The organism is Bradyrhizobium sp. 138 (assembly GCF_023074075.1).
GTDB lineage: Bacteria > Pseudomonadota > Alphaproteobacteria > Rhizobiales > Xanthobacteraceae > Bradyrhizobium.
This window is the reverse complement of sequence record NZ_JADPKT010000011.1, coordinates 1-20,928: the sequence shown is the minus strand read 5'-3', so window position 1 is coordinate 20,928 and position 20,928 is coordinate 1. Positions and strand designations below refer to the sequence as shown.

Sequence of the window (20,928 nt, the reverse complement as noted above, 5' to 3'; positions counted from 1 at the left end):
CTGAGCCTCCTCTACCTCGTCGTCGATCGGCAGGCACTGCAAAACCGGCTAAGTGGGTGATGTCGGCTTCAACTGAATAGCGCGTGCAGCTGGTTGAAGTGTATCCATCCGAGATAAGCTGCGGACAGTGGATTGCGCGTTCGCGGGATCGTGAGCACGGATTTCAGCGCATCGTGAGCAACGATTTCAGAGGATCGTGAGCAGCGATTTCAGGCATCGTGAGCAACGTTTGGCGGTGCCGGACGCTTCGACCGAAAACTCAACCGGGCTACGGATTCTCATTCAACCAATGAGGAAGCCTGATTCCTACCGAGAGATTGTCGATGCGCCGGATCCGAGAAGTTCTACGTTTGAGGCACCAGGGCCTGACCGAGCGCGTCATCGCGCGGACGTTGGGAGTGAGCAATGGGGTCGTACACGGTTATGTGCGTCGCGGCCGCCTTGCGGGGCTGATCTGGCCGCTGCCGGAGGGCCTGGACGACGAGAGCCTTGAACTGCTGCTTTTTCCAGCGGGCGAAAGTCTGCTGTCCGGCGCTCAGGTGACGGAGGTAGCGCGCAAGCACGGAGCGACGCGCTGGCAAATTTACGATTGGCGACAACGCTTCCGACATCCGCTGGCTTGTACGCGGTGTGGACTTCGACAACGACAGCACGTTCATGAACGAGGTCGTCGCGCCGCGGTGCGCCAGCCGAAGCTCGGGGGGACGCGCTCGCGTGCCTACAAGAAGAACGGTCAGGCGTTCGTTCAGCAGAAGAATGGTGCCATTGTGCGTCGCTTGATGGGCTGCGGCCGTTCGATGGCCTCGACACGACGCACGTGATGGGCCGCCTCTATTCGGCGGCAACTCTACGTCAATTTCTTTCAGCCGTCGTTCAAGCTCAAAGAGAAGCGCCGAGAAGGGGCCAAGGTGATCAAGCGTTATCATGCTCCTTTGACACCCTATCAGCGCGCGCGGGCGCATCCAAGCTGACCGCGGCCGTAAAGCGGCGGCTACGCGATCAGTATCGCTCGCCCAATCCGGTCGCGCTCTTCCGAGATTCGCGCAATCCAGGAAGAACTTGGCAATCGCGCCGATCGTCGTGTCGGACAGGCGCGCGGCCTGCAACCCGCTTGCACGAGCACTGCGCCGGCATCGCGCGAAACAGCTGCTCACGATCGCCTGAAATCGCCGCTCACCATCGGCGACAGTGGATCACCGATTCCACCGCCTGAGGTGTTCGGGATCTTCCCTGTGCATCCTGATGAGCTCCATCAGGAAGGTTAAGGCCACCGCACAAACCTGCCCATGGGCTGCGAGATACCAGATACCGGTGTTTCCAAGTCCCTTAGGCATCAACGCCTGCTCGGTGAACATCCGCTTTGCGCAATCGGGTTGAAAACTCGAGCTTGCGAACAGCCGAAAGCGCGCATTCACTCAGGTATAGAAGCCTGGGATGGGAAGCAATGATTGGCCGAACAGCAAGCGCAACAAGCGACCCATCGTAGGCATGAAGGTAGATCTCTGGAGCGGTTCGACGAGGCAGCGGTTGTGCCGTGACAGCGCCCGCTTCCGGTACAGGGGAAGCCTGTCGTTGCGCAACCCCGGCCAGCTCCACGACCGGCCTCCCCCGTACCGACCGTCCGTCTTCTCGGGAGCAAAATAGATGAGGCAACGATCGCGTCTTCGGGAACACTCCTTTGTGAGGCAATACGCGCTCTCATCCTGATTCTCGTGCCATAATGTTGCCCCGAACGGACCAGGCCGCGTACCAACTCTGAAAACCAAGGGGTGCAGGCGCTTCGTGATAAATGCGGGGAGCGTCGGTGGTCGAAATTGATCTCAAACCCGACAATCGTCGCCGCCAATGTCCGGCGTACCTCGTCACGGTCTAGCCTCGACTAGTGGCCAGACACACGTCCGCCTTGCGAGGAGCGGTTCATCTGCAGGGTTTGCAATAAGCGCGGCACCATTCTAAGGGAACGAAGTGACCCAACCATGGCCATGAGAAAGCGTACGGACTAAGAACTGCAACTCATCTCCACATCGTGTACGCGTCTGTAGCGCATCACTGCTCGCTCAGTAGCTAACCTGGTTCTGGCCATCATTGAGGTGCCGACTTCGAGACTCTTCCAAGCGATATCGCTACTAAGGCCGATCTCGTGGTTTCTCATCTGTCGCAGACCTTCGCGTGCATGGCGGAGAGCCACAGAGCTGCCTACACGAGTTGCTGCCGTGGAATTGGACGTCTCTTCGCGTCGACGGTCCTCCGCTCAGGCGGCGTAGCCATGCACGTCAACAAAGTTCATTCCGTCTTCACCATCGGTCGCGTCGCAAAGGACCTTGGCGAGGACGAGGACTGGCTCTGGGATGTGGCCAACGGAAATGGACCCGGAGGGCGACGTCATCTGGGTTTACAGCATAGGTGACGAGGGCGTCATGGCGTTCACCGACTCGGCAAACTGGAAGAGCGCGGACCACCAATCGCCGGGCCTGAAGCGCTTCCGGAGAAGCGCACCGCTTTGGGACCAGCAAAAAGTAGCCGATCATTGGCGTCAGGCAGATATCAGCTAGCCAAGTCATTGCCGTCTGCTCGATCAGAGACAAGCCACGATCGAAGCTTCTCTTGCGCACCAGGTGCCGCTCTGTCACGTTTCAAGCGCATTCACCGTGTGTTCGCCGTCACGATGGGCGCCAAGAGCACGACGAGGCACATGAGCCCGGCTAGGACCCCAAATGCGGCCGGCAGTCCCACGTACTTGGCCAGTAACCCCATACCAGCCGGTCCAATGAGAATTCCGGCATAGCCAACCGTCATGATCGCGGCAATCGCCGGACCAACGGGCATCGCCTCCTGCGTGCCGGCGCGCCGGAACAGAATCGGGGCGACATTCGATAGGCCAAGACCAATGAGCAGCAAGCCGGCCATGGCGATGACGGCTACCGGTGCGGCCAGCAGAGCTCCGAAACCGGCCAAGGCCAGTAGACTTCCGAACATAAGTGTCGCGCGGTCCCCTGCGCGTTCGACGACAGCGTCGCCAGCAAGGCGTCCCACCGTCATGGCTATGGAGAACAGTACATACGCTAAGCCGCCCTGAGTCTTTGGAGCAAGACCAGCGCCGACGACCAACAAGGCAGCCCAATCGAGCATCGCGCCTTCGATAAGGAAGGCGATCGCCGCAATCGCGGCTAGAAGGAGCATGATGGAACGCGGCAGAACGAACGACGGCCCCTGGTCCGCCTGCGCCGTTGGCACCAATCGCGGCCACGCCAGCATGATCGCTATCACTATCAATCCCGAGCAGACCACAGTCGAAACAAATGCATCAATCTGCAGCGAGAGAAAAGCGGTCATGGCTGCAGACCCCACAAGTCCCCCGATGCTGAATTGAGCGTGGAAGCTGGACATCAGCGGGCACTCCGCCGTGCGCTCCACCTCGATCGCATGAATGTTCGCGGCCACGCTAATCGAGCCTATCGAGGCGCCTAAGGCGAATAGCGCGACGCCGAGCGCCAACTTGCTAGCTATCGTGAGGCACGGCAGGACGATCGCGAGACTAAGCCCACCCACAAGAATGATCAGCCTGACGCCGTAGCGGGCGCTCAAAACACCGGTCAGAAGCATCGCGATGATGGATCCAGCACCCAGGCAGAGCAGTAGTAGGCCCAGCACGCCGTCATCGACCGCCAGCCGGTCTTTTGCAAATGGTACGAGCGGGGCCCAGGCCCCGAAGCCGACCCCGGGAACGAAGAATGCAAGACGCGTTGCTAACCGAGAGGATGGTTGACCAGCAGACGCCATGACAGGGACCTTATTGATAGACGACCCGCGGGCGCTGTACCAGCGGCGGACTCCCGAGCGACAGAGAGTGCGCAGGTTTGGCCGTCGAGAGGACATCGTTTGTTGGCGCAATCCGCCATGCCGGACGTTCAGCGCGTGATATCGGATCGCGTCGATCGTCACTCTTCTAGTTCGATCCGCGACGACATCTTTGATTGCAAATACGATGCCACCGCGAAAACGCACCTGACGTCTCGATCCGAACTCGATACGATCGGGCAACTGTGCCGGCTAGGCATGCAGCGTTGGGGGCTCTCAACAAGCTTGTTACTTGCTGATTGATGAGCGCAAGGAGCACGAATCACCCGAGTGCGCCTCGAGACTGCGCCGTGGCGCCCTCAGCGCGCCAACGCGGCCTCGCCTCCCGTAGTCATATCCGCGACAAATCAATATGGCTCAGTCGCAAAGCTGACAACAAGATGAAATTCCATCTGCCGATCGCAATCGGTCTCAATGCGAGGCGAGTGCAACCCGGTTACTCTGGGCTTGCGTAGCCTGCCAAACGTTGTGGCAACCGACAGCGCGGTGTAGACGCCGACATAAACACTTTGATCATGGAAGGCACGCAGCTTATGTGCCTGGTAGACTCATGGTCTTTGTCAACGCCCCCGTCACGGCTCGCCATTGACGACTCCAACAAAGAAGCCACGGCGTCGCGTATCTTCGGCCGACGCTCCACCAATCATCTAATGCCGAATCATGGTCGCCCATAGAGTCAGAACCACCCCGAAAATTGTGACTGTAGTGCTAGACACGGTCGCCAAATGCATCGAACTCCGTCCGGATCGCCTGTCCGGTGTTCGGTTACGCGCATATTCCCTCCTTCAAGAAGCAGCAGTGTAAGATCGGCGAATACGCCCTGCCCCAGAAGTCGTGCGTCATTTTCAGTCGGAATTGATTGCGGAAGCCCTGGTCGACGCGGGCTACGTGCGCATTAGTTCGACCACTTCGCCCTACCCCGCCGACAAATCTTGCCGCGGCGAAGCGCGAGGGGCGGCTGCGTCGGAACTCCCAGACACCGACGACGCGGGCGAAACGGATAAAAAGAAAACAGTTTATCGATTTGGTTCTGAATTGCGCTACAGAGTTGGCAACGCGAGCAGTACGTTGTCGATCAGCCGGGTCGAACCGACGTAGGCTGCGGCACAGAGCGCCGCCGGAAGCCGCAGCGGACTCGCGGCGCGCTTGAGCGTATCACCATCGACAAGTTCAAGGTATTGCAGCCGATCAACTGTCTCAAGATGCCGCTCGGCGATCGCAATCAGCTTGTCCACCTCGCGCACTCCTGAGCGGAACTCATCCGCCGCGGCGAACAGCCCACGACTGATGGCGACGGCTCGTCGACGTTCTTCCTCGCTGAGATACCGATTGCGACTGCTCATGGCGAGCCCGTCCGGTTCCCGAACGGTTGGCACGGTGACGATCTCGATGGGAAGATTAAGATCAGTTGCCATGCGACGCACGACCGCGCATTGCTGAAAATCCTTTTGCCCGAAAAACACGACGTCCGGATGCACCATGTTGAACAGCTTGCATACGACGGTTGCGACGCCGCGAAAATGCCCACGCCTGAAAGCCCCGCATAGTGGCTTAGCCAATTCGCCCGGTTCGACGAAGGTCTCGAATTGAGCCGGGTAGACTTCCTGTGCACCCGGCGCGAAGACAATCGCAACACCGGCATCGCGGCACAGTTTTTCATCGCGCAGGAAATCGCGAGGATAGCTGCTGAGATCCTCGTTTGGTCCGAACTGAGTCGGATTGACGAAGATGCTAACGACGGTGACGTCGCATTGCGCTCGGCTCGCCTTGACCAGCGCCAGATGGCCATCGTGCAAATAGCCCATTGTCGGCACGAGCCCGACGCGTTTGCCCGCGCTGCAAGCCTTCGCGAGCTCACGACGAAGCTCAGCGACCGTCGTAATCGTCTGCATCGTAGCACCTTACATCAGGTTGGGTTGGGAGGAGCCCAGTTTGCGATGATGTTACCCAGGCTTTCAGGAAGCCGATAGGACTCTTGGGGCGCCGGGAACGCTCCACTGCGGACATCGGTAGCCCAGCGCGACAGCGCGTCCTGCAACAGCTGAAAACCATCTGCATAGGCGCGAACAAATTTAGGCCGATGACCTTCGGTCAGCCCCAGCACGTCATGGAATACGAGCACTTGGCCCGAGCACCCGGGACCCGCGCCGATTCCAATAGTTGGTATCGACAGCGATTCGGTCGCTCGCTGGGCTAGCTCGGCCGGAATACCTTCAAGCACCAACGCGAAGCATCCGGCCTCCTGCAGACGGTAAGCGTCATCAAGCAGCCGCAAAGCGTCATCGGCTTTCCGGCCCTGCACCTTGAATCCCCCCATGATATTGACGCTCTGCGGGGTGAGGCCGAGATGGCCCATGACGGGAATTTCGCAATCGACCAGGGCACGCACGATTTCCACGCGCTTGGCTCCGCCCTCGAGTTTCACTGCATCTGCGCCTCGCTGCAGGAATCCTCCGGCGTTGCGTATCGTCTCCTCCGGACTGAGGTGAAAGCTAAGAAACGGCATATCGGCCACGAGCAGGGCACGGGGCCTTGTGCGCGCAACAGCTTCGAGATGATGGTTCATCATCGCCATGCTGACTGGCAACGTGTTGTCGAAACCGAGGCAGACATTGCCAACACTGTCGCCGACAAGAATGATGTCGACGATGGGGTCAGCGATGCCTGCCGTAACCGCATCGTAGGCGGTGGTCATGGCGACACGCCGCCGCTCCTGCTTCCATCGCTGCAGGATTGGAATCGTGATCCGCTCAACTGACACTTCCGAAGCGTGGCTCATTTTCGATCCGTTCCGTCAGATGGCCTCAGGTCGATTTCGCAGCTCGAAGCGATACTGATTTGATCTCACCTGTGTCGCCTACGATATTGAAGCCACCGCCCTCCCGAAGTCCCCGCGTCACCGAATATGCTAGCCGAACGGTAATCCGATTCTTGCGACCGAAGCCGTTGAGCCCGGGGGACCACCCTTTTTCTATGGCGGACGAATGAAAACTGTCAACCGTGAAACGGAAACATACGTCTCCAAAGTAGCAGGCGCGTGCATAAAAAATCCAATGGTCGCGCGACCATTAAGCAAGAACTCCCCAGATTGAAATTGTCATTTGGAAGCGCCTTGCGTCACGCTGGGCCTCAGGACGCGCCGATGGGATCATTCTGACGCAATTTGCGTGCGGCATTGTCTTAACCGCATCTCCTGCGTGTCGGACTGGCTGGCTTTGCCACGGAGGCAATACTCTACCGGAGCAAGTTCGTTTCCGAGCCTCGTCAAGTTCAACTGCAGCCAGAGGATCTGTTGCCGCTCACACCTGCTGCGCTGAATCAACGCTCCGGCATACTTCCCCATACGGAGCTGATAGAAATTGCGTACCATGCCCTGCTTCAATCCCTTCTCCAGGATACTTGGCATTTTCCAGCTCCCGAAACAGGCCTCGCGCTCACCCTCTGTTGTAGCGGCATATCGCGATCGGTTGGTTCGATGAACCCCCTGCCTGTCGGCCGAAAATTGCGTTTGGCGTAATTCCGCGATGAAATTCTTTAAACGAGCTCGGAGTGACCGCCCCGCCTTCGTCAAATGCAAGCATGGGAGTGCTTTCCAGCGCAGCAGACCGTGAAGCGCGTCTGCCGCCGCTAATTCGATGGCGTGTGGATAACCCGGGCGTACAGACTTGTCAGTCGAGCCGCTTAGAGGCGTCGCTGACCTGAGGCGCCGGTGCGCTTGCCGTCCGCTTGCTGTTCAATTCGCAGCAGCCAAGGCAGCCCAAGCGTCAGGCCATCGAAGAGTCGACGGTTTGACACGGCCAGCCAAGTCATGCGATGCAAAAAGGGCTAAGCGGGATTAAGGCGCAGTAGTGCGGTCGCAACCTAACGGCGGCCGCCATTGCGGGGGCAGCAGCTTCTGCTACACACGTTCGAAGACCACTACTATTCGTCGAAGACACGATTTTTCGTAACAACACCCCGCATTCCCCTGGTGCGTCTTTTCGTGGCGTCTTGTACTGGTTGTCAGCGCGATCGTTCTAGCCGCCGCGCTAATGCGTAGGTCAGGTCGATACCGCTAGGCGTCCGTGCCCGATGCAGTGGCCATGCTGATCTTCCCCCGAAAAAGTGGACGGGTTTAAGCGGCTTTTAGCTCCATCTCGATCGGAGGGATGTATCCGATGGCGGAATGGAGCCTTGTTCGATTGTAGAAGCCCTCGATGAAGGCGAAGACATCACGCTGCGCCTGGGCACGGGTCTGGTACTGACGATGATGAACGAGCTCGGTCTTGAGGGTGTGGAAGAAGCTCTCCATCGGGGCGTTGTCGTAGCAGTCGGCTTTGCGGCTCATGGATGCGGTCAGGCCCGCGGCTGCAAGGACCGCCCGATAGTCGTGTGAGGCATACTGCACGCCGCGATCGGAATGATGGATTAGTCCGGCGCCGGGTCGCTGCTGGCGGAGCGCCATTGATAGCGCGGAGGAGACGAGTTCGACCCGCATGTGGTCGCGCATCGCCCAACCGACGATCTTGCGGCTGAAGAGGTCCATGACGGCGGCCAGGTACAGCCAGCCCTCCGCGGTCGGAATGTAGGTGATGTCGGCAAGCCAGACCCGGTTGGGGGCTGCGGCGGTGAAGTCGCGCGCGATCAGGTTCGGCGCGATCGGCAGATTATGGCGACTGTCGGTGGTGCGGACCCGACGTGGCGGCGCCATGATCGCCCGGATGCCATGCCGTCGCATCAGCCGTTCGATCCGGCCGCGGCTGGCCCCACGTCCCTGCGTCCGCAGGGCGGCGTGGACCCGAGGACTGCCATAGCGCTGGCCGCTGTCACGATGGACCTGCCGGATCTCGGCCAGCAGCATGGCAGTGGAGGTTGCGCGGGCGCTCACCGGGCGCTCGCGCCAAGCGTAATAGCCGGCCGGCGAGACCTCGAGCACGGCGCACATCAGCCGCACCGGATAAGCCTCGCGGTGATCTTCGATGAAGCGGAAGCTCATGTCCGGGTTCCGGCAAAGATCGCGATCGACTTTTTTAAAATGTCGCGCTCCATACGCAGCCGTTCGTTCTCCTGGCGCAGCCGGGCGATCTCCGAAGCCTGGTCCGCCGACATCGGCGTCGTCTGCGTGGTGGGGCGCCACGCCGCCGATGCCGGCTCCTGCCGGAGCTTATCGACCCAGCGTCGCAGCACCGAGTCGCGCAGACCGAGTTCCTTGGCCACAGACATCACGGAGCGACCGCTCGACACCACCAGCTCAACGGCCTGGCGCTTGTAGTCCTCAGTGAATGACCGACGTTGACGCACTTCCATTCGACACCTCCGGGCTCTTAGAGCTTACTACAGGTGTCCACTCATTCGGAGGAGGTTCATGCACTGACAAAATGACGAGAACTGGCAGTTGCCAGGATACCCCCAGATACGGTCTTTGCAGACAATAAGCGTCCTGCCAAGCGGGTCGTAGGGCGTACACTCGAAGGCGAGACAAAGCCAACTAGCGTGGGAAGTGCTAGCAGCGACAAACAGCAGATTGCGCATGACTTGCCTCCGCTAGGCTTTGCTTAAGGATAGCCATCGAATTACATCTATTGATGTTGATCAAGCACTGGCAGCCGCGCTTCCCTGGGCGATCGCATCCACCGAAGTACTAGCGCGTTGGGCTTTCACGCGCACGCAAGCGACGCGGTTCAAGTGAAGGCAGTCTAAGAGTGCTCGATCAGAACCGCGGCACCTAGGGCGGCCATTTTGCCAAAACTTCGGCGAAGGCGGAGCAGCATTTCAGCGACTTTCCGCAAGGGAGCGCAGCCTTCCGGTGCGATGCAGCTGCGCGCTGAAAGCGCCTCCGGGCAAGCATGTGCACCAGGTACTACCTTTCTTCGTTGTTCGCGACGAGCAGCGCCGAAACGTAAGCTCCTCTCAGGCGCCATGTATGGCTGAGACTATCGCCACGTTCCGCGATGAAAGAGTTTCACGATCGATCTCTCTGCGGTGATCAGCCGAAGAGCGGATTCAACCTTGAAGTCACGTGTCGATGTCAACCCAGCGGCTGGCGCCGGCCTTCCCCCTTCTGTTTTATGACTCAGCCTGTATTCAACGAAAGAGCGCATTTTGCCGCAGTTCTTATGCGGCGATCCTGCAAGTGAGACCGTTTCATGCACGAGATCCGCGCGAAGCTAAGGACCGTCGACGGAAGCATCTACTGAAAGTTGTGCGGTTCCTTACTTCGATGCAGAAATTCGTCTCAGAGATTGTCTACCTTGCGTAATAGCGGAGGAAGAATCGAGCTAAACCCCGCCAGCGCAATCGTGCAGGGAGCCTGCCGTGCAGTGGCATCTGAGCGGCTGCCCGAGCCTTGCAGACTTTGCGATGAGGCTTCTGTCGCTTTCGGCGAAGTCAAACCGCAATGTTCGCGATTACCGACGGTCATCTATGATTCGACACATCGTATTCTTCACCGCAAAAGATAAGGCGCATGTCGACAAAATAGTCGACGGCCTTTCCGTTCTCGCCAAGATCCCGCACGCACGCCGGCTTGAGGTCGCTCGCAACCGCAAGAGTGACCGGCTCGGCAACGAAATTGACGTGATCGTCTACGGTGAATTCGACGACGAAGTCGAACTCGAAGCCTATAAAGCGCACGAGCTTTATCAGGAGTCGATCCGGCAGGTCAGACCGCTCCGAGAGCTACGTCTCGCGGCCGATTACAGCATGTCAACAGATGCGGAGATGGCAGGCCCTACCCGCGGGCGTAATTAACCTGGCAGGCACGTAAGGTTTTTGGGTGCCCGTGAGGCTCGCCTTCCCCGGGCGGGATTACAATCAGCCATGTATCGCTGAGCGACAGACTAATGCATGTATTGGAACTGCAGTGGATTGAGCCCGTCACAGCCATGCGACGCCTCTCGCATCGGAGGCACCTCACGTTCCTGGATAGCGCATCGAGACACGCGGTGCTCGGGCAGTACTCGTATGTGACGTGCGATCCCTTCAGCACTTATATAATCGCGGACGGGAGAGGTATTTGCAACGGAGAGTCCATTGTGGGCGATCCATGGGCGGCACTTCGCGCTATGCTAGCCAACTATCCGCAAATGCATCGCGCCGATCTCCCGGCATTCCAGGGCGGCGCCGCCGGCTTTTTTGGATACGAGCTGAACAGGACGCTGGAGCGATTGCCGGTGCCGAGCATCGGGGGGCATCGCTTGCCTCAGGCCCTCCTACATCTTTACGACGTCGTGATAAGCTTCGATCACCGCCATGATAGATGCTGGGTCCTTTCTACCGGGTGGCCGGAGCAGGATCCGGTTCGCCGGCGTGAGAGAGCTCGCCGAAGAGCCGAAGAGTTTGTTGCGCTGGTTACAGTCTCAGCCCCCCCTCCTGATTTTACACCAGGCCAGGCCGGCTCATGGCATTCAAACTTCAGTCGCCAGGGATACATCGCGGCGGTACAACGCGTGATTGATCTCATTCTGTCGGGTGACGCCTTCCAGGTCAACATTGCGCAGCGCTTCAGCGCTCGCCTGGCGAACTCGTTCGATCCGATAGCCTTCTATTGTCAGCTGAGGAAAATGAATCCGGCTCCCTTTGCCGCTCTTCTTCGGTATGGCAAGCTCACCATTGCATCGAGCTCGCCCGAGCGTTTCCTAAAGCTCGACGGGCGACAGGTCGAAACGCGACCTATCAAGGGGACGGTGGCGCGTTCTGCTGATTGCGAGGAAGACCGGCGTCGCGCTGAGACGCTGGTAGATTCGGAGAAAGACCGCGCCGAGAACACCATGATCGTCGACCTCCTGCGCAATGATCTCTCGCGCGTTTGCACGCCTGGATCAGTCCACGTCCCGTCCTTATGCAATCTCGAGTCCTATGCCTCGGTGCACCATCTCGTGTCCGTCGTTACGGGTGAGCTAACACACGGAGAGGATGCCGTGGGCCTACTTAGGGCCTGCTTTCCCGGCGGCTCAGTTACCGGAGCTCCCAAGGTACGCTCGATGGAAATTATCCTGGATATCGAGCGTGTGGCGCGAGAGGTGTATTGCGGGGCCATAGGCTACATAGGTTTCAATGGACATATGGATGTAAATATTGCCATTCGCACCGTAACGATCGACGACGGCCAGGCCCTCTTTCATGCAGGTGCCGGGATAACGGCAATGTCCGATCCGGCCGCCGAATATGAGGAGAGCCTTGCAAAAGCAGAGCGCATTTTTCGCGCATTCATTGCTGAAGACTCCGGTGCATCTTGATTGTCATTGTCGACAACTACGACTCTTTCGTCTTCAACATTGCGCGATATTTCCGCAAGCTTGGTGCAGCAACATGTGTCGTCCGGAACGACGCGATGGATGTGAGCGAACTTGCTGACCTCAGGCCCCGCGCGGTTGTCATCTCCCCCGGTCCGTGCACTCCAATTGAGGCTGGAATATCGACAGCCGTCGTTCGTGAACTTTCGGGTCAGGTGCCAATTCTCGGCATTTGTCTTGGACACCAGTGCATTGGGACGGTGTTCGGCGCACGCGTAACGCGCGCACGTCGTCCTATGCACGGTCGGCCCTCGTATGTCACACATGAAGGCGGCGGGCTGTTCAAAGAACTACCGTCTCCACTTTGTGTGGGGCGCTACCATTCGCTTATCGTCGAACTGGATCCGTCATCGGCCCGTCACCTCACGGTGACAGCACTCTCGGATGATGGGGAGCTCATGGCCCTCGCCCATCGCGATCAACCAACATATGGCGTGCAGTTCCATCCGGAATCGATACTCACCCCACAAGGGGACGTACTGTTCGCAAACTTCCTACGGCTTGCAGAGCTTTCTTAAGGCGGCCGTAGAGGACTGGTGCAGCCATAGCGTAGCGGCGGCCGTCTGGATCCGGCCCGATGGGCCTCGATTTTGTTCTGGTTGCGTTCCAGGCGCGACCATGGCTCACCACCCCCAGGCGCGACCGTCCAAGACCAGCGGGGCCTCCTGGGACGGGAAAGTCACTCACCGCCGGACGGGCATTACCGAGCAGCCGCTCGCCGTCCGGCTGGCTGCTCTCCTGTCGAACCACGGTCACGTTCCGCAATCCAAACACGGCGACTGCCTGCGTGACCTGCGGGAGGTCGTCCGTGCACGGATCAAGGGCGCGCACGACGGACGCTGGAGCAAGGCCGACCCTGCTCGCCGAGCTCATTCGGCATGGCGGCTCGCTGGCGCGCTGGCGCCGCACCGCGACATTTACGTCCGGCCGAGATCCTTAAGAGTGACCGTCCGCTTGCCGACGCCGCTATGGGTCCCGGCACCCGGCGCATCCTAGGATTGCGGCGGATTTGCGGATTCAAACCTAGCCGCGCGAGCTGGGTCGATCAACGGGGTCCGCGGCCGTCCATCAGCCATGATCGCGCCACGCCGAATGCATCTGCGTAGATGCGGCCAGTTTCAGCATTGAAATAGCGAGCCGCGATTTCGTGGGCGCGATAGGTGCCTTGGTGCCACCCAAACCTGACCGCGGCCTCCCGGCTGGACTTGAAGCCGGCCGCCTTTCGGGCAGCGTGCAGACGGACGGTTGGGCCGGTCCGAGCCCCCTTATAAGGACTCCTTCATCCCCGATCTTCCCGACGGCCTCTCCCTGTCAGTTTGGCCGTGCCCGTCAATTTCAGACTCGTTTACCGAGTGGAAGTCTGTCTTCCTAGCGCCTCGTTTCGATTTGAAGCGGGAATGCCGGCCGGCGAAGCCACCGCGTTCGAGGTTGAGGAAATCGGGGGTTTTAACCCGTTTTCATGCCGTTTTAGGCCAAATTTTGGCCTCCTCGACTTTCTTAGACCCCTTTTCCAGCCGGTTTGGCGCCGACTGCGGGCCAAATTTTATTACTTTGAGGTATTTAGGTAGCGAAATTGGGTCCTCCAGGCATCAAGAAATTTGGTCGGATTTTCGGCAAACGACTCGTCGATGAAAGCTGTGGGAGAGCTCGATCCAGGTCATATTTGGGAGGCCCTCGGCAAGCGTAGGCATAACCGGGTTCCTTGCCGATCGGCGGCCACATTCTCAGCCGGACAAACGCCTATCGTCGGCCTTCCACCGGCAAGCGCGGTCGGCTCGGCTTCTCGTCTAAATGTGCCGTTGCAATAAATTATTGTACTTACGCAACGGATTTTTATTGAGAACGATCAGCATAAGACTATTGAAATTGAACAGCATTATACTATTGTATTCGCACGCCATCAAACTATCGGAACCTCGCGAGCTGGAACATGCCCTCCCTCCACGAAAAACTCGCCCAGTCCCTCACTGAGCTGAAGACCCTCAGCAACGGCGGAAAGCGACGAATCTTCCGGAGCGACGAACTTTCGCGCACCCACCGCGAACGGCTGGTGGAGGCCGGCTTCCTGAAGGAGATCATCAAAGGATGGCTGATGACGCGACCCGAGGAGCGGTCGGGCGACAGCACGTCCTGGTACTCGTCGTTCTGGGAGTTTTGCCGCGCCTACTGCAACGAGCGCTTCAAGGGTGACTGGGTCCTCTCGGCAGAAAGTTCAATCCCGCTACTTGCAGAAAATCTTAACGTTCCGAAGCAGGTCGTGATCGCGGCACCGACCGCCAATAACCAAACCCAGCCCCTCCTCCATGGCACCTCCCTCTATCTGTACAAGGCGACCAAACTGCCGGTGACCCCGGTCGAGACCGCCGGGGTTCAGACCTTTCCGGCGCCGCAGGCGATCTGCGCTGCCGCGCCAGCTTTCTGGCAGACGCAGAAGAACGACGTCATCGCCCTGCTCGGTTCGCAGAGGAATGCCAGTGCAATCCTAAAAGTCCTCCTGGAAGGCGGACATGCGGCCGTGGCGGGGCGCATCGCCGGGGCGTACCGACTGCTGGGTAACACGCGGGCCGCCGACGATATCGTCACCGCGATGACGGCGGGCGGGCACGATGTCAGGGAAGATGCCGATCCATTCAAGGCGCCGGTACCGATGCAGCTTCCAAGCCGGGCCACGCCACCAATCATGACGCGAATCCGTCTCATGTGGGCGGAGATGCGCGAAAAGGTGTTAGCAAATTTCAAGCTTGAGCCGCGGCGTATCAACGATCATGACGGATATCTGGCCGCGATCGACGAACGGTACACCTCGGACGCGTACCACTCGCTTTCTATCGAAGGCTACTCGGTCACGGAGGAACTGATCGAGAAGGTCAAGACCGGGAAATGGGATCCCAACGGCAGCGATGGAGATCGCAAACAAAGGGATGCAATGGCCGCGAAGGGCTACTGGGATGCGTTCCAGCTGGTCCGTGGCGCGGTGGCCCGCGTGCTCAACGGCGAGGACGCCGCCGAGATCGCCGATCGGGAGCACCTCGACTGGTACCGGGCCCTCTTTCAGCCCTCAGTTCAAGCCGGCATCATCAAGCCCGAAAACCTCGCCGGCTATCGAACTCAGTTCGTTTTCATCAGGAACTCGGGACACACACCGGTCGCTTGGGAATCGGTACCTGACGCCATGGAGGCTTTTCTTGATTGCCTGAAGGAGGAGAAGGATCCGCGCGTGAGAGCTGTGCTCGGACACTTCATATTCACCTTCATACACCCTCTTCCAGACGGCAATGGCCGAACGGGCCGCTTCCTCATGAATGTCATGATGGCATCGGGAGGACTGCCTTGGACAATCATTCCCGTCGGCAGACGCGACGAATACATGCGGGCACTCGAGAGCGCGAGCGTACAAGGTGATGTCGGTCCCTTCGCCGCATTCCTGGCAGACTGTTGTCGTCGTGAACCGCCTCCGCCCCGGCAGAGCCTTCCGGGAGAAGTCCAAGCACTGGCGGACCTCGGTTGAGGATCGCGCCGGACGAGGGCCCGGCAAAAAGCCAGTGTCACCAAATCGCGCGCGCAAGTTGCGAGCCATCGCACGGCGAGATGACGACGTGACCGGCGCCCGTGGGCTAACCTCGGAGCGCGCGCGATCATGATCGGGATTACCAGCATGATGATGATCAGCGATCAAGCTGACCAGCACGGATCCCGGTCGGCGTGATCCCGATCATCATCCTCGGCGGCATCAGCATGCCGATGTCCAGGAGCAGCAGCAGCACGCCATTCCTCTGTCAGCCTCAGAGCCTGACTCAAAAAGCGTCGACGTCTTCAAGGCCGGGCCAAGCGGCGGGTTAGAGGCCTCAGATGGGCGACGAGCAGCCAGGCAAGCTCGGTGGCGGCAGACCCTTCAAAGTCTTTGGAGAGACGCCGGCATCTGCCGAACCATGCAAAGGTACGTTCGACGACCCAGCGCCTGGGCAGGAGCTGGAAGCCTTTGACCCCGTGCGGTCGCTCGACGATCTCGATCGTCCACGGCCCGCAGTCTGAGAACGCGTTGACAAGCTGTTTGCCGCGATAGATCCGATCGGCAAAGACATGGTCAAGCCTTGGGAAGCGGCTTCGCAAGTCCTCCAACAGCGGAACGGCGCCATGGACGTCCTGGATGGTGGCGGGATGAACATATGCCGCCAGCAAGAGGCCGTTGGTGTCGGTCACGATATGGCGCTTGCGCCCATGGAGGCGCTTGCCGGCGTCGAACCCGCGTGGCCCGCCGGCCTCCGTCGTCGAGGCGGTCTGGCTATCGATGACGGCAGCTGTCGGTGTGGACTTTCGCCCTGATCTCCGGCGCGCCTAAGGCTTCGACGATCTTCTGCCATCTCCCCGTGTCGCGCCAGGTGTAAAAATAGCCCTGCACCGTCGAGTAAGGCGGGAACCCCTTCGGCAAGGCGCGCCATTGGCAGCCGCTCGACAGACATAGAAGATCGCCTGCACGATTTCGCGTAGATCGACCTCCCGCGGCCGACCCAATCGCCGTCGCGGCGGCATCTTCCGGGCGATCAGCGCCCACTCGGCATCGGTCAGATCGCTTGCGTAACGCAGTCCACTGCGCTGATACTTGATAGGAGCGCTTTGGTCCAGGGCATGGTGTCCTCCCTCGAATCTTTGCAAATCCGAAGGAATCACAAGCCCGCTAAAGCCGCTCACCTTTTTCGGTCAGGCTCTCAGAACGGACGGGGGGAGGCCGTTCTCGGCTGCAACGTCGAGGTGCTGACCAAGGGCTTTCTTTCTCTCGACCCGCGCGGCAGCGCGCGGATGCCGAACAACAGTTCGGCGATGGTACGCTGGAGAAAAACAGCGTCTCGGCCGCCTGGGCGTCGAGCCAATCACGGACCGATGGATGCGGTTCGGGCTTCATCGCCTCGGAGACCACATTGGTATCGAGCAGGATCATTCGAAGCGCATCGGCTCAGCGGGACGCGCGTCGCGGCCATGTTCAAGTGCCTCGACATCGGCATTGGTGAGGCCGATCTTCCGGCTCATCTCCGAAAGGGCGGTGCCGAGCCGCAGCCAGCCCTCGGGTCGCACGGCGGCCTCCAGAATGGCGCGCATTTCCGCTTCCGCGCTGCGATTGTGCTGCGCCGCGCGGACTTTCCCCTTGTGGCAGCACCATTTTCAAGCGCTATCGTGCTGCAAGACCGGGTCCACGAAGGTGATATGCAACGTGATCGGCCCTCTGGAACCGTCGAGCAACACGCGAAGCCTGCTGCGCGTAGCACCGAACCCGAGAACGACTCCTTGCTTGCCGCTCAGACGCGGTCCAGCCGCTTCGCAAACGACTACACGCTCACCCACGGTCCAGTTGTGGAGCGTACTTTCACTGGCGCATGCCACTTTGAGTGTCCCAGGACTTTACCCGTCCCAATTCCAACCACGCCGAAAGAGACGATCTGCACATCGGGTCCCTCCGGTCCGACACGCCTCGAAATGCTGCAAGACTCGCATAATCGCGGCCCGACGCCTAGTCGAATTATGTGTATGGCGAGCTCTGCCTGGCGGTTCAGGGCCGGACTGGATCCACCAGTTGGAGTACGAACCTCCCGAATGCTGGTCTACTTTGAATTGGAGGATCCTTTTTGCAGTGGCGTTTATCAATTGGTCTAGGAGGGCCTAACGGGCGCTCTCAGGGCAATGAGCGTTCTGTCCACCGTCGCGACGATATCCGCGACCGTGCTGTGGTCGGCATCGCGGTGGTGCTGTTCACGACGCATGGCCATTCGGAGGTTGAGGACGATGACTGCCACAAAACTCTCGCGACCCTTCCGTGAAAGAAATGCGCTCGAGCACCTGGGACCGGGAGCTGGCGAAAGAACTTGCCCACGAAGTCGATATCTGCACAGGCGACCGCGCGAAACGTTCGCCGAGATGCGCCGCTTCCTTGCCGTCAAGGGCTACCGGGAATTTCTGCCGGCCGCAGAAGGCTCGCGTAAAAAATCGTCGAAGACGCGCTGAACTTGGTCGCTCACGCGATACGCTCCTACGCGCTCGAGAGGCCGGCTCTATCCGCCGCGCCTTTCCGGAGCGCGGCCGTGATTGTTCCGAGTGGCGCGACGCTCGTGAAAACCTGCATACGCTGATAATCGGCGTCCTAGCCGAATTACGGGCTGTTCGGCGAAGCCGCCGAGAACGCCCTCACTACGTTGAGAAGTCTCGTTCGCGCCTACGTGCTGAACGAACTCATGCACACGGTCGTGGGATCGATTCCTACGACGAAGCATTCGACAAGGCCTTCCAGGTCTTTCGTGCTAGGGCTGCCGGCTTTCGCTTCCTCGAGAGGCGGCCGGGCGAGCGGGCCGTTGCGGCAGGAGCTTGCGTACGTCGCCGATCAAGAGGAAGGATGGGCCTCCCTGTAGGGGATCGAGGTAAGGTCTGGCAACGGCGCTGGCCGAGATTTTGGGTTGGATGCGCTCTACGGCCGGACGCCAGGGGGAGAAATACTGCAATTGCGCCGGACCAGCTACGTCCGCGCAAAGGACATTGCGCTGGCGCAACGGCGGCCCCGGCCGGCTTCAATAAGAAAGCATCACACCAGAATTGGGAGCGTATTGGGCATGAAGAAAACAGAGAAGACTTATCCCATTCTTGAACGCCCCCTGGATGTTTCGGTAACTGGCTGAGGCATCGCCGTGAAATCCGTGAGTTGCATCAACTCTACTGCGGCACGAAATCGCGCCCGACCTGCGCGTCACGCCTGCAGACCTCGATGCGTGGTCAAGGACGCTTGCGGCTGACGAATTGCCCCGGTTACTGAAGGTTCTCGGTACCACGTGGATGTCTCGCGATCGAAGCCGGCAGTGCTGCGCGACAGAGGGTTTGCACCCAATGCGACCGGACGGTTGAGTGCAACAACGATGTCGAGATCAGGGTGGGTACCAGAGATTACGAAGATTACTGCCTCAGCGCTCCAACGATGCAAGCGCTCGGCAGCAGCCTGGAGGGCCACCGGTCCTGAACGAGCGGCATCTCGCCCGCAGATCTACCGTGCGTAAGTCCCGCTAAGAGATGACACCGAATTTCACCGTGTCGCGGTCTCTCGCATCCTCCGGCCATCAGCAAGGAGATCGCCGATGCTTCCGCCCGCATTCTACACCACCCAGCCTTCCAGGACGCGCTCCGCGCCCTCGCCATCCGCTGCGTTCGGCGGCTGGTCGACCAGTCGGCGCTCGTGGCCAGCGAATTCGCAAGCGGGCAAGGACAAGGAGATCTTCGGGGAGGGCCCACCGCATCGCGGCCGAAGCGATCCTCAAGACCACGGTGCGCCTGGTAAACCGGGCGAGCCCGGACAAGGCGGCCAATACAGACATTCAGGTAGCGCGCAAGCTCTGGGTCCTGACGGCCGGCGAGCTGAAGCACGCGGAGGACCACATGCTGCTGCTCGGCCGCAAGAACGCCATGGAGGGTCGCGACCTTCCTGCTCGAGACGGACATCCCGCACCGCGGCCGCCGGCCTGATGGCCGTCCGAGTGCCGCCGTGACATCGGCGACTATTTCGGCCTCATCCTGGAGACGGTCTCGCGAGCCCTCTCAGAGCTTCACGCCCAAGGCCTTCTCGGCTTCTCCGGAGCGCGCCAGATCGTGCTGCGCATCGCCAGCATTTGCCGGACATGGAGGTCGGACTCCCGCCACGCCGCCGGTCCGTTCAGTTGCGCCGCCTTCGATTGGGAACAACGCCCCCACGCAGTGACACAACCCGCCGTCATAACAAACCTGGTCAACCCTCTATCAACGACGACAGGGATGCTCTCCCATTCACTGGAAGTCCGCCGCACCTCGTGCGGAAGGCTACCCTTTACCGCTTAGCCGGGGCCTCTTGCGGCGGCTCGTCGTCGGCAATTGCCCGCCACGCTGCGCCGTCGAAGTCGTCATACTGACCGCTCCGAAGCGACCAGAGGAAGGCGACGAGGCCTGCACCTCCGAGTGCCAGCGCCAGCGGGACTAGGATCACCAGGATTTCCATCACGCAATCTCCCGCGACGCGCTACGCCCCCGCAGCGAATTCAGCATGACCAGGATCGACGAGCCGCTCATCGCGGCTGCTGCGATCAGGGGCGTCACGACGCCGCTGATCGCGATCGGCACCGCCAGGACATTATAAGCGATCGCGAGCCAGAGGTTTTGCCGCATCAGGCGCAGCGCCTTGCGCGCGGAATCGATGGCCGCGACGGCCGGCGCCAGCGGCCGGCCGAGGAAGATGAGATCGGCGGTCGCCTGGCTGAGATGCGCGGCCGAGATCGGCGACATCGAGACATGAGCGGCCGCTAGCGACGGCGCATCGTTCATGCCGTCGCCGACCATCAACACCTTGGCGCCGCGCCGCTTCAATTCCTCGATCCGCGCGATCTTGTCGGCCGGCGTGACGCCGGCGCGCCATTCGGGAATGTCGAGCGCATGGGCCGCCGCCTTCACGGCCGGCTCGCGGTCACCGGAGAGAATCTCGATGCCGATATCGCGCGCCTTCAGTGCCGCGATCACGGTCTGCGCATCCGGACGCAAGCCCTGGCGGACCGAGAGGATGAAGCTTTCGCTGCCCTTGCTGAAAGCGACGATGGAGGCTTCGGGATCGACCAAGGCGCTGCCGACCAGTGCTTCCGCGCCGCAGAAAGAAGGTCGGCCAAGACGAAGCTCGACGCCGTCCACGGTCGCGCGGACGCCCTGTCCGGGCTCTTCGACCGCACCGACAACAGGAGACCTGGCGCCGGCCGCTTGCGCGACGGCGGCGGCGACCGGATGATGGCTCGAGAGCGCAAGCCGGCTG

Annotated in this window: 11 protein-coding genes and 5 pseudogenes; 7 read left to right on the top strand and 9 right to left on the bottom strand. The window is 60.3% G+C overall.

Annotated elements, in window-relative coordinates:
• Positions 1 to 302 precede the first annotated feature (302 nt).
• Positions 303 to 512 (top strand): annotated as a pseudogene (locus tag IVA79_RS07795) (IS21 family transposase); the annotation flags it as partial.
• A 1,905-nt stretch (positions 513 to 2,417) separates the two neighbouring features.
• Positions 2,418 to 2,552, top strand: coding sequence for a hypothetical protein (locus tag IVA79_RS36770; protein ID WP_256465556.1), 135 nt, complete (start codon positions 2,418 to 2,420; stop codon positions 2,550 to 2,552).
• A 91-nt stretch (positions 2,553 to 2,643) separates the two neighbouring features.
• Here IVA79_RS36770 and IVA79_RS07790 read toward each other — a convergent pair whose 3' ends face one another.
• The 4 genes from IVA79_RS07790 to IVA79_RS07775 all read right to left on the bottom strand — a co-directional run bounded on the left by IVA79_RS07790 (position 2,644) and on the right by IVA79_RS07775 (position 9,144).
• Entirely contained in the window at positions 2,644 to 3,780 is a 1,137-nt protein-coding gene (locus tag IVA79_RS07790) for an MFS transporter (RefSeq protein ID WP_247551543.1), read from the bottom strand.
• A 1,118-nt stretch (positions 3,781 to 4,898) separates the two neighbouring features.
• A complete protein-coding gene (gene panC / locus IVA79_RS07785) occupies positions 4,899 to 5,750 on the bottom strand; it encodes a pantoate--beta-alanine ligase (RefSeq protein WP_247278971.1) in 852 nt (283 codons plus the stop codon).
• Between the two features lie 14 nt (positions 5,751 to 5,764).
• A complete protein-coding gene (gene panB / locus IVA79_RS07780) occupies positions 5,765 to 6,637 on the bottom strand; it encodes a 3-methyl-2-oxobutanoate hydroxymethyltransferase (protein ID WP_247551539.1) in 873 nt (290 codons plus the stop codon).
• Between the two features lie 1,335 nt (positions 6,638 to 7,972).
• Positions 7,973 to 9,144, bottom strand: a protein-coding gene (locus IVA79_RS07775) for an IS3 family transposase (protein WP_247551537.1) whose coding sequence is annotated in 2 segments (ribosomal slippage) — positions 7,973 to 8,853 and positions 8,853 to 9,144 — 1,173 coding nt in all. Because the reading frame shifts where the segments join, the coding sequence is not laid out codon by codon here.
• 1,116 nt (positions 9,145 to 10,260) lie between these two features.
• Here IVA79_RS07775 and IVA79_RS07770 point away from each other — a divergent pair.
• From IVA79_RS07770 to IVA79_RS07755, 4 genes are all read left to right on the top strand, one after another.
• A complete protein-coding gene (locus IVA79_RS07770) occupies positions 10,261 to 10,587 on the top strand; it encodes a Dabb family protein (protein ID WP_247551541.1) in 327 nt (108 codons plus the stop codon).
• A 92-nt stretch (positions 10,588 to 10,679) separates the two neighbouring features.
• A complete protein-coding gene (gene pabB / locus IVA79_RS07765) occupies positions 10,680 to 12,074 on the top strand; it encodes an aminodeoxychorismate synthase component I (protein ID WP_247551534.1) in 1,395 nt (464 codons plus the stop codon).
• A complete protein-coding gene (locus IVA79_RS07760) occupies positions 12,071 to 12,649 on the top strand; it encodes an aminodeoxychorismate/anthranilate synthase component II (protein WP_247302508.1) in 579 nt (192 codons plus the stop codon). The genes pabB and IVA79_RS07760 overlap by 4 nt, the downstream gene beginning before the upstream one ends.
• Positions 12,650 to 14,061: 1,412 nt before the next feature.
• Entirely contained in the window at positions 14,062 to 15,639 is a 1,578-nt protein-coding gene (locus IVA79_RS07755; protein WP_247551532.1) for a Fic family protein, read from the top strand.
• Positions 15,640 to 15,944: 305 nt separating this feature from the next.
• Here the strand turns inward: IVA79_RS07755 and IVA79_RS07750 are convergent.
• The 3 pseudogenes from IVA79_RS07750 to IVA79_RS07740 all read right to left on the bottom strand — a co-directional run.
• Positions 15,945 to 16,759: pseudogene (locus IVA79_RS07750) on the bottom strand (IS5 family transposase).
• Between the two features lie 144 nt (positions 16,760 to 16,903).
• Positions 16,904 to 17,067, bottom strand: a pseudogene (locus IVA79_RS07745) (PIN domain-containing protein); the annotation flags it as partial.
• Positions 17,064 to 17,267, bottom strand: a pseudogene (locus tag IVA79_RS07740) (plasmid stabilization protein); the annotation flags it as partial. The pseudogenes IVA79_RS07740 and IVA79_RS07745, both read right to left, overlap by 4 nt.
• 2,112 nt (positions 17,268 to 19,379) lie before the next feature.
• On the opposite strand from IVA79_RS07740, the pseudogene IVA79_RS07735 reads away from it, so the two are divergent.
• A pseudogene (locus IVA79_RS07735) lies at positions 19,380 to 19,757 on the top strand (helix-turn-helix domain-containing protein); the annotation flags it as partial.
• 205 nt (positions 19,758 to 19,962) lie between these two features.
• Here the strand turns inward: IVA79_RS07735 and ccoS are convergent.
• Positions 19,963 to 20,130: a cbb3-type cytochrome oxidase assembly protein CcoS gene (gene ccoS, locus IVA79_RS07730; RefSeq protein WP_247458958.1), complete on the bottom strand. Its 168-nt coding sequence runs from the start codon at positions 20,128 to 20,130 to the stop codon at positions 19,963 to 19,965.
• On the bottom strand, positions 20,130 to 20,928 hold a 799-nt coding region (locus tag IVA79_RS07725), incomplete at its 5' end, for an HAD-IC family P-type ATPase (RefSeq protein ID WP_247551530.1). The genes IVA79_RS07725 and ccoS, both read right to left, overlap by 1 nt.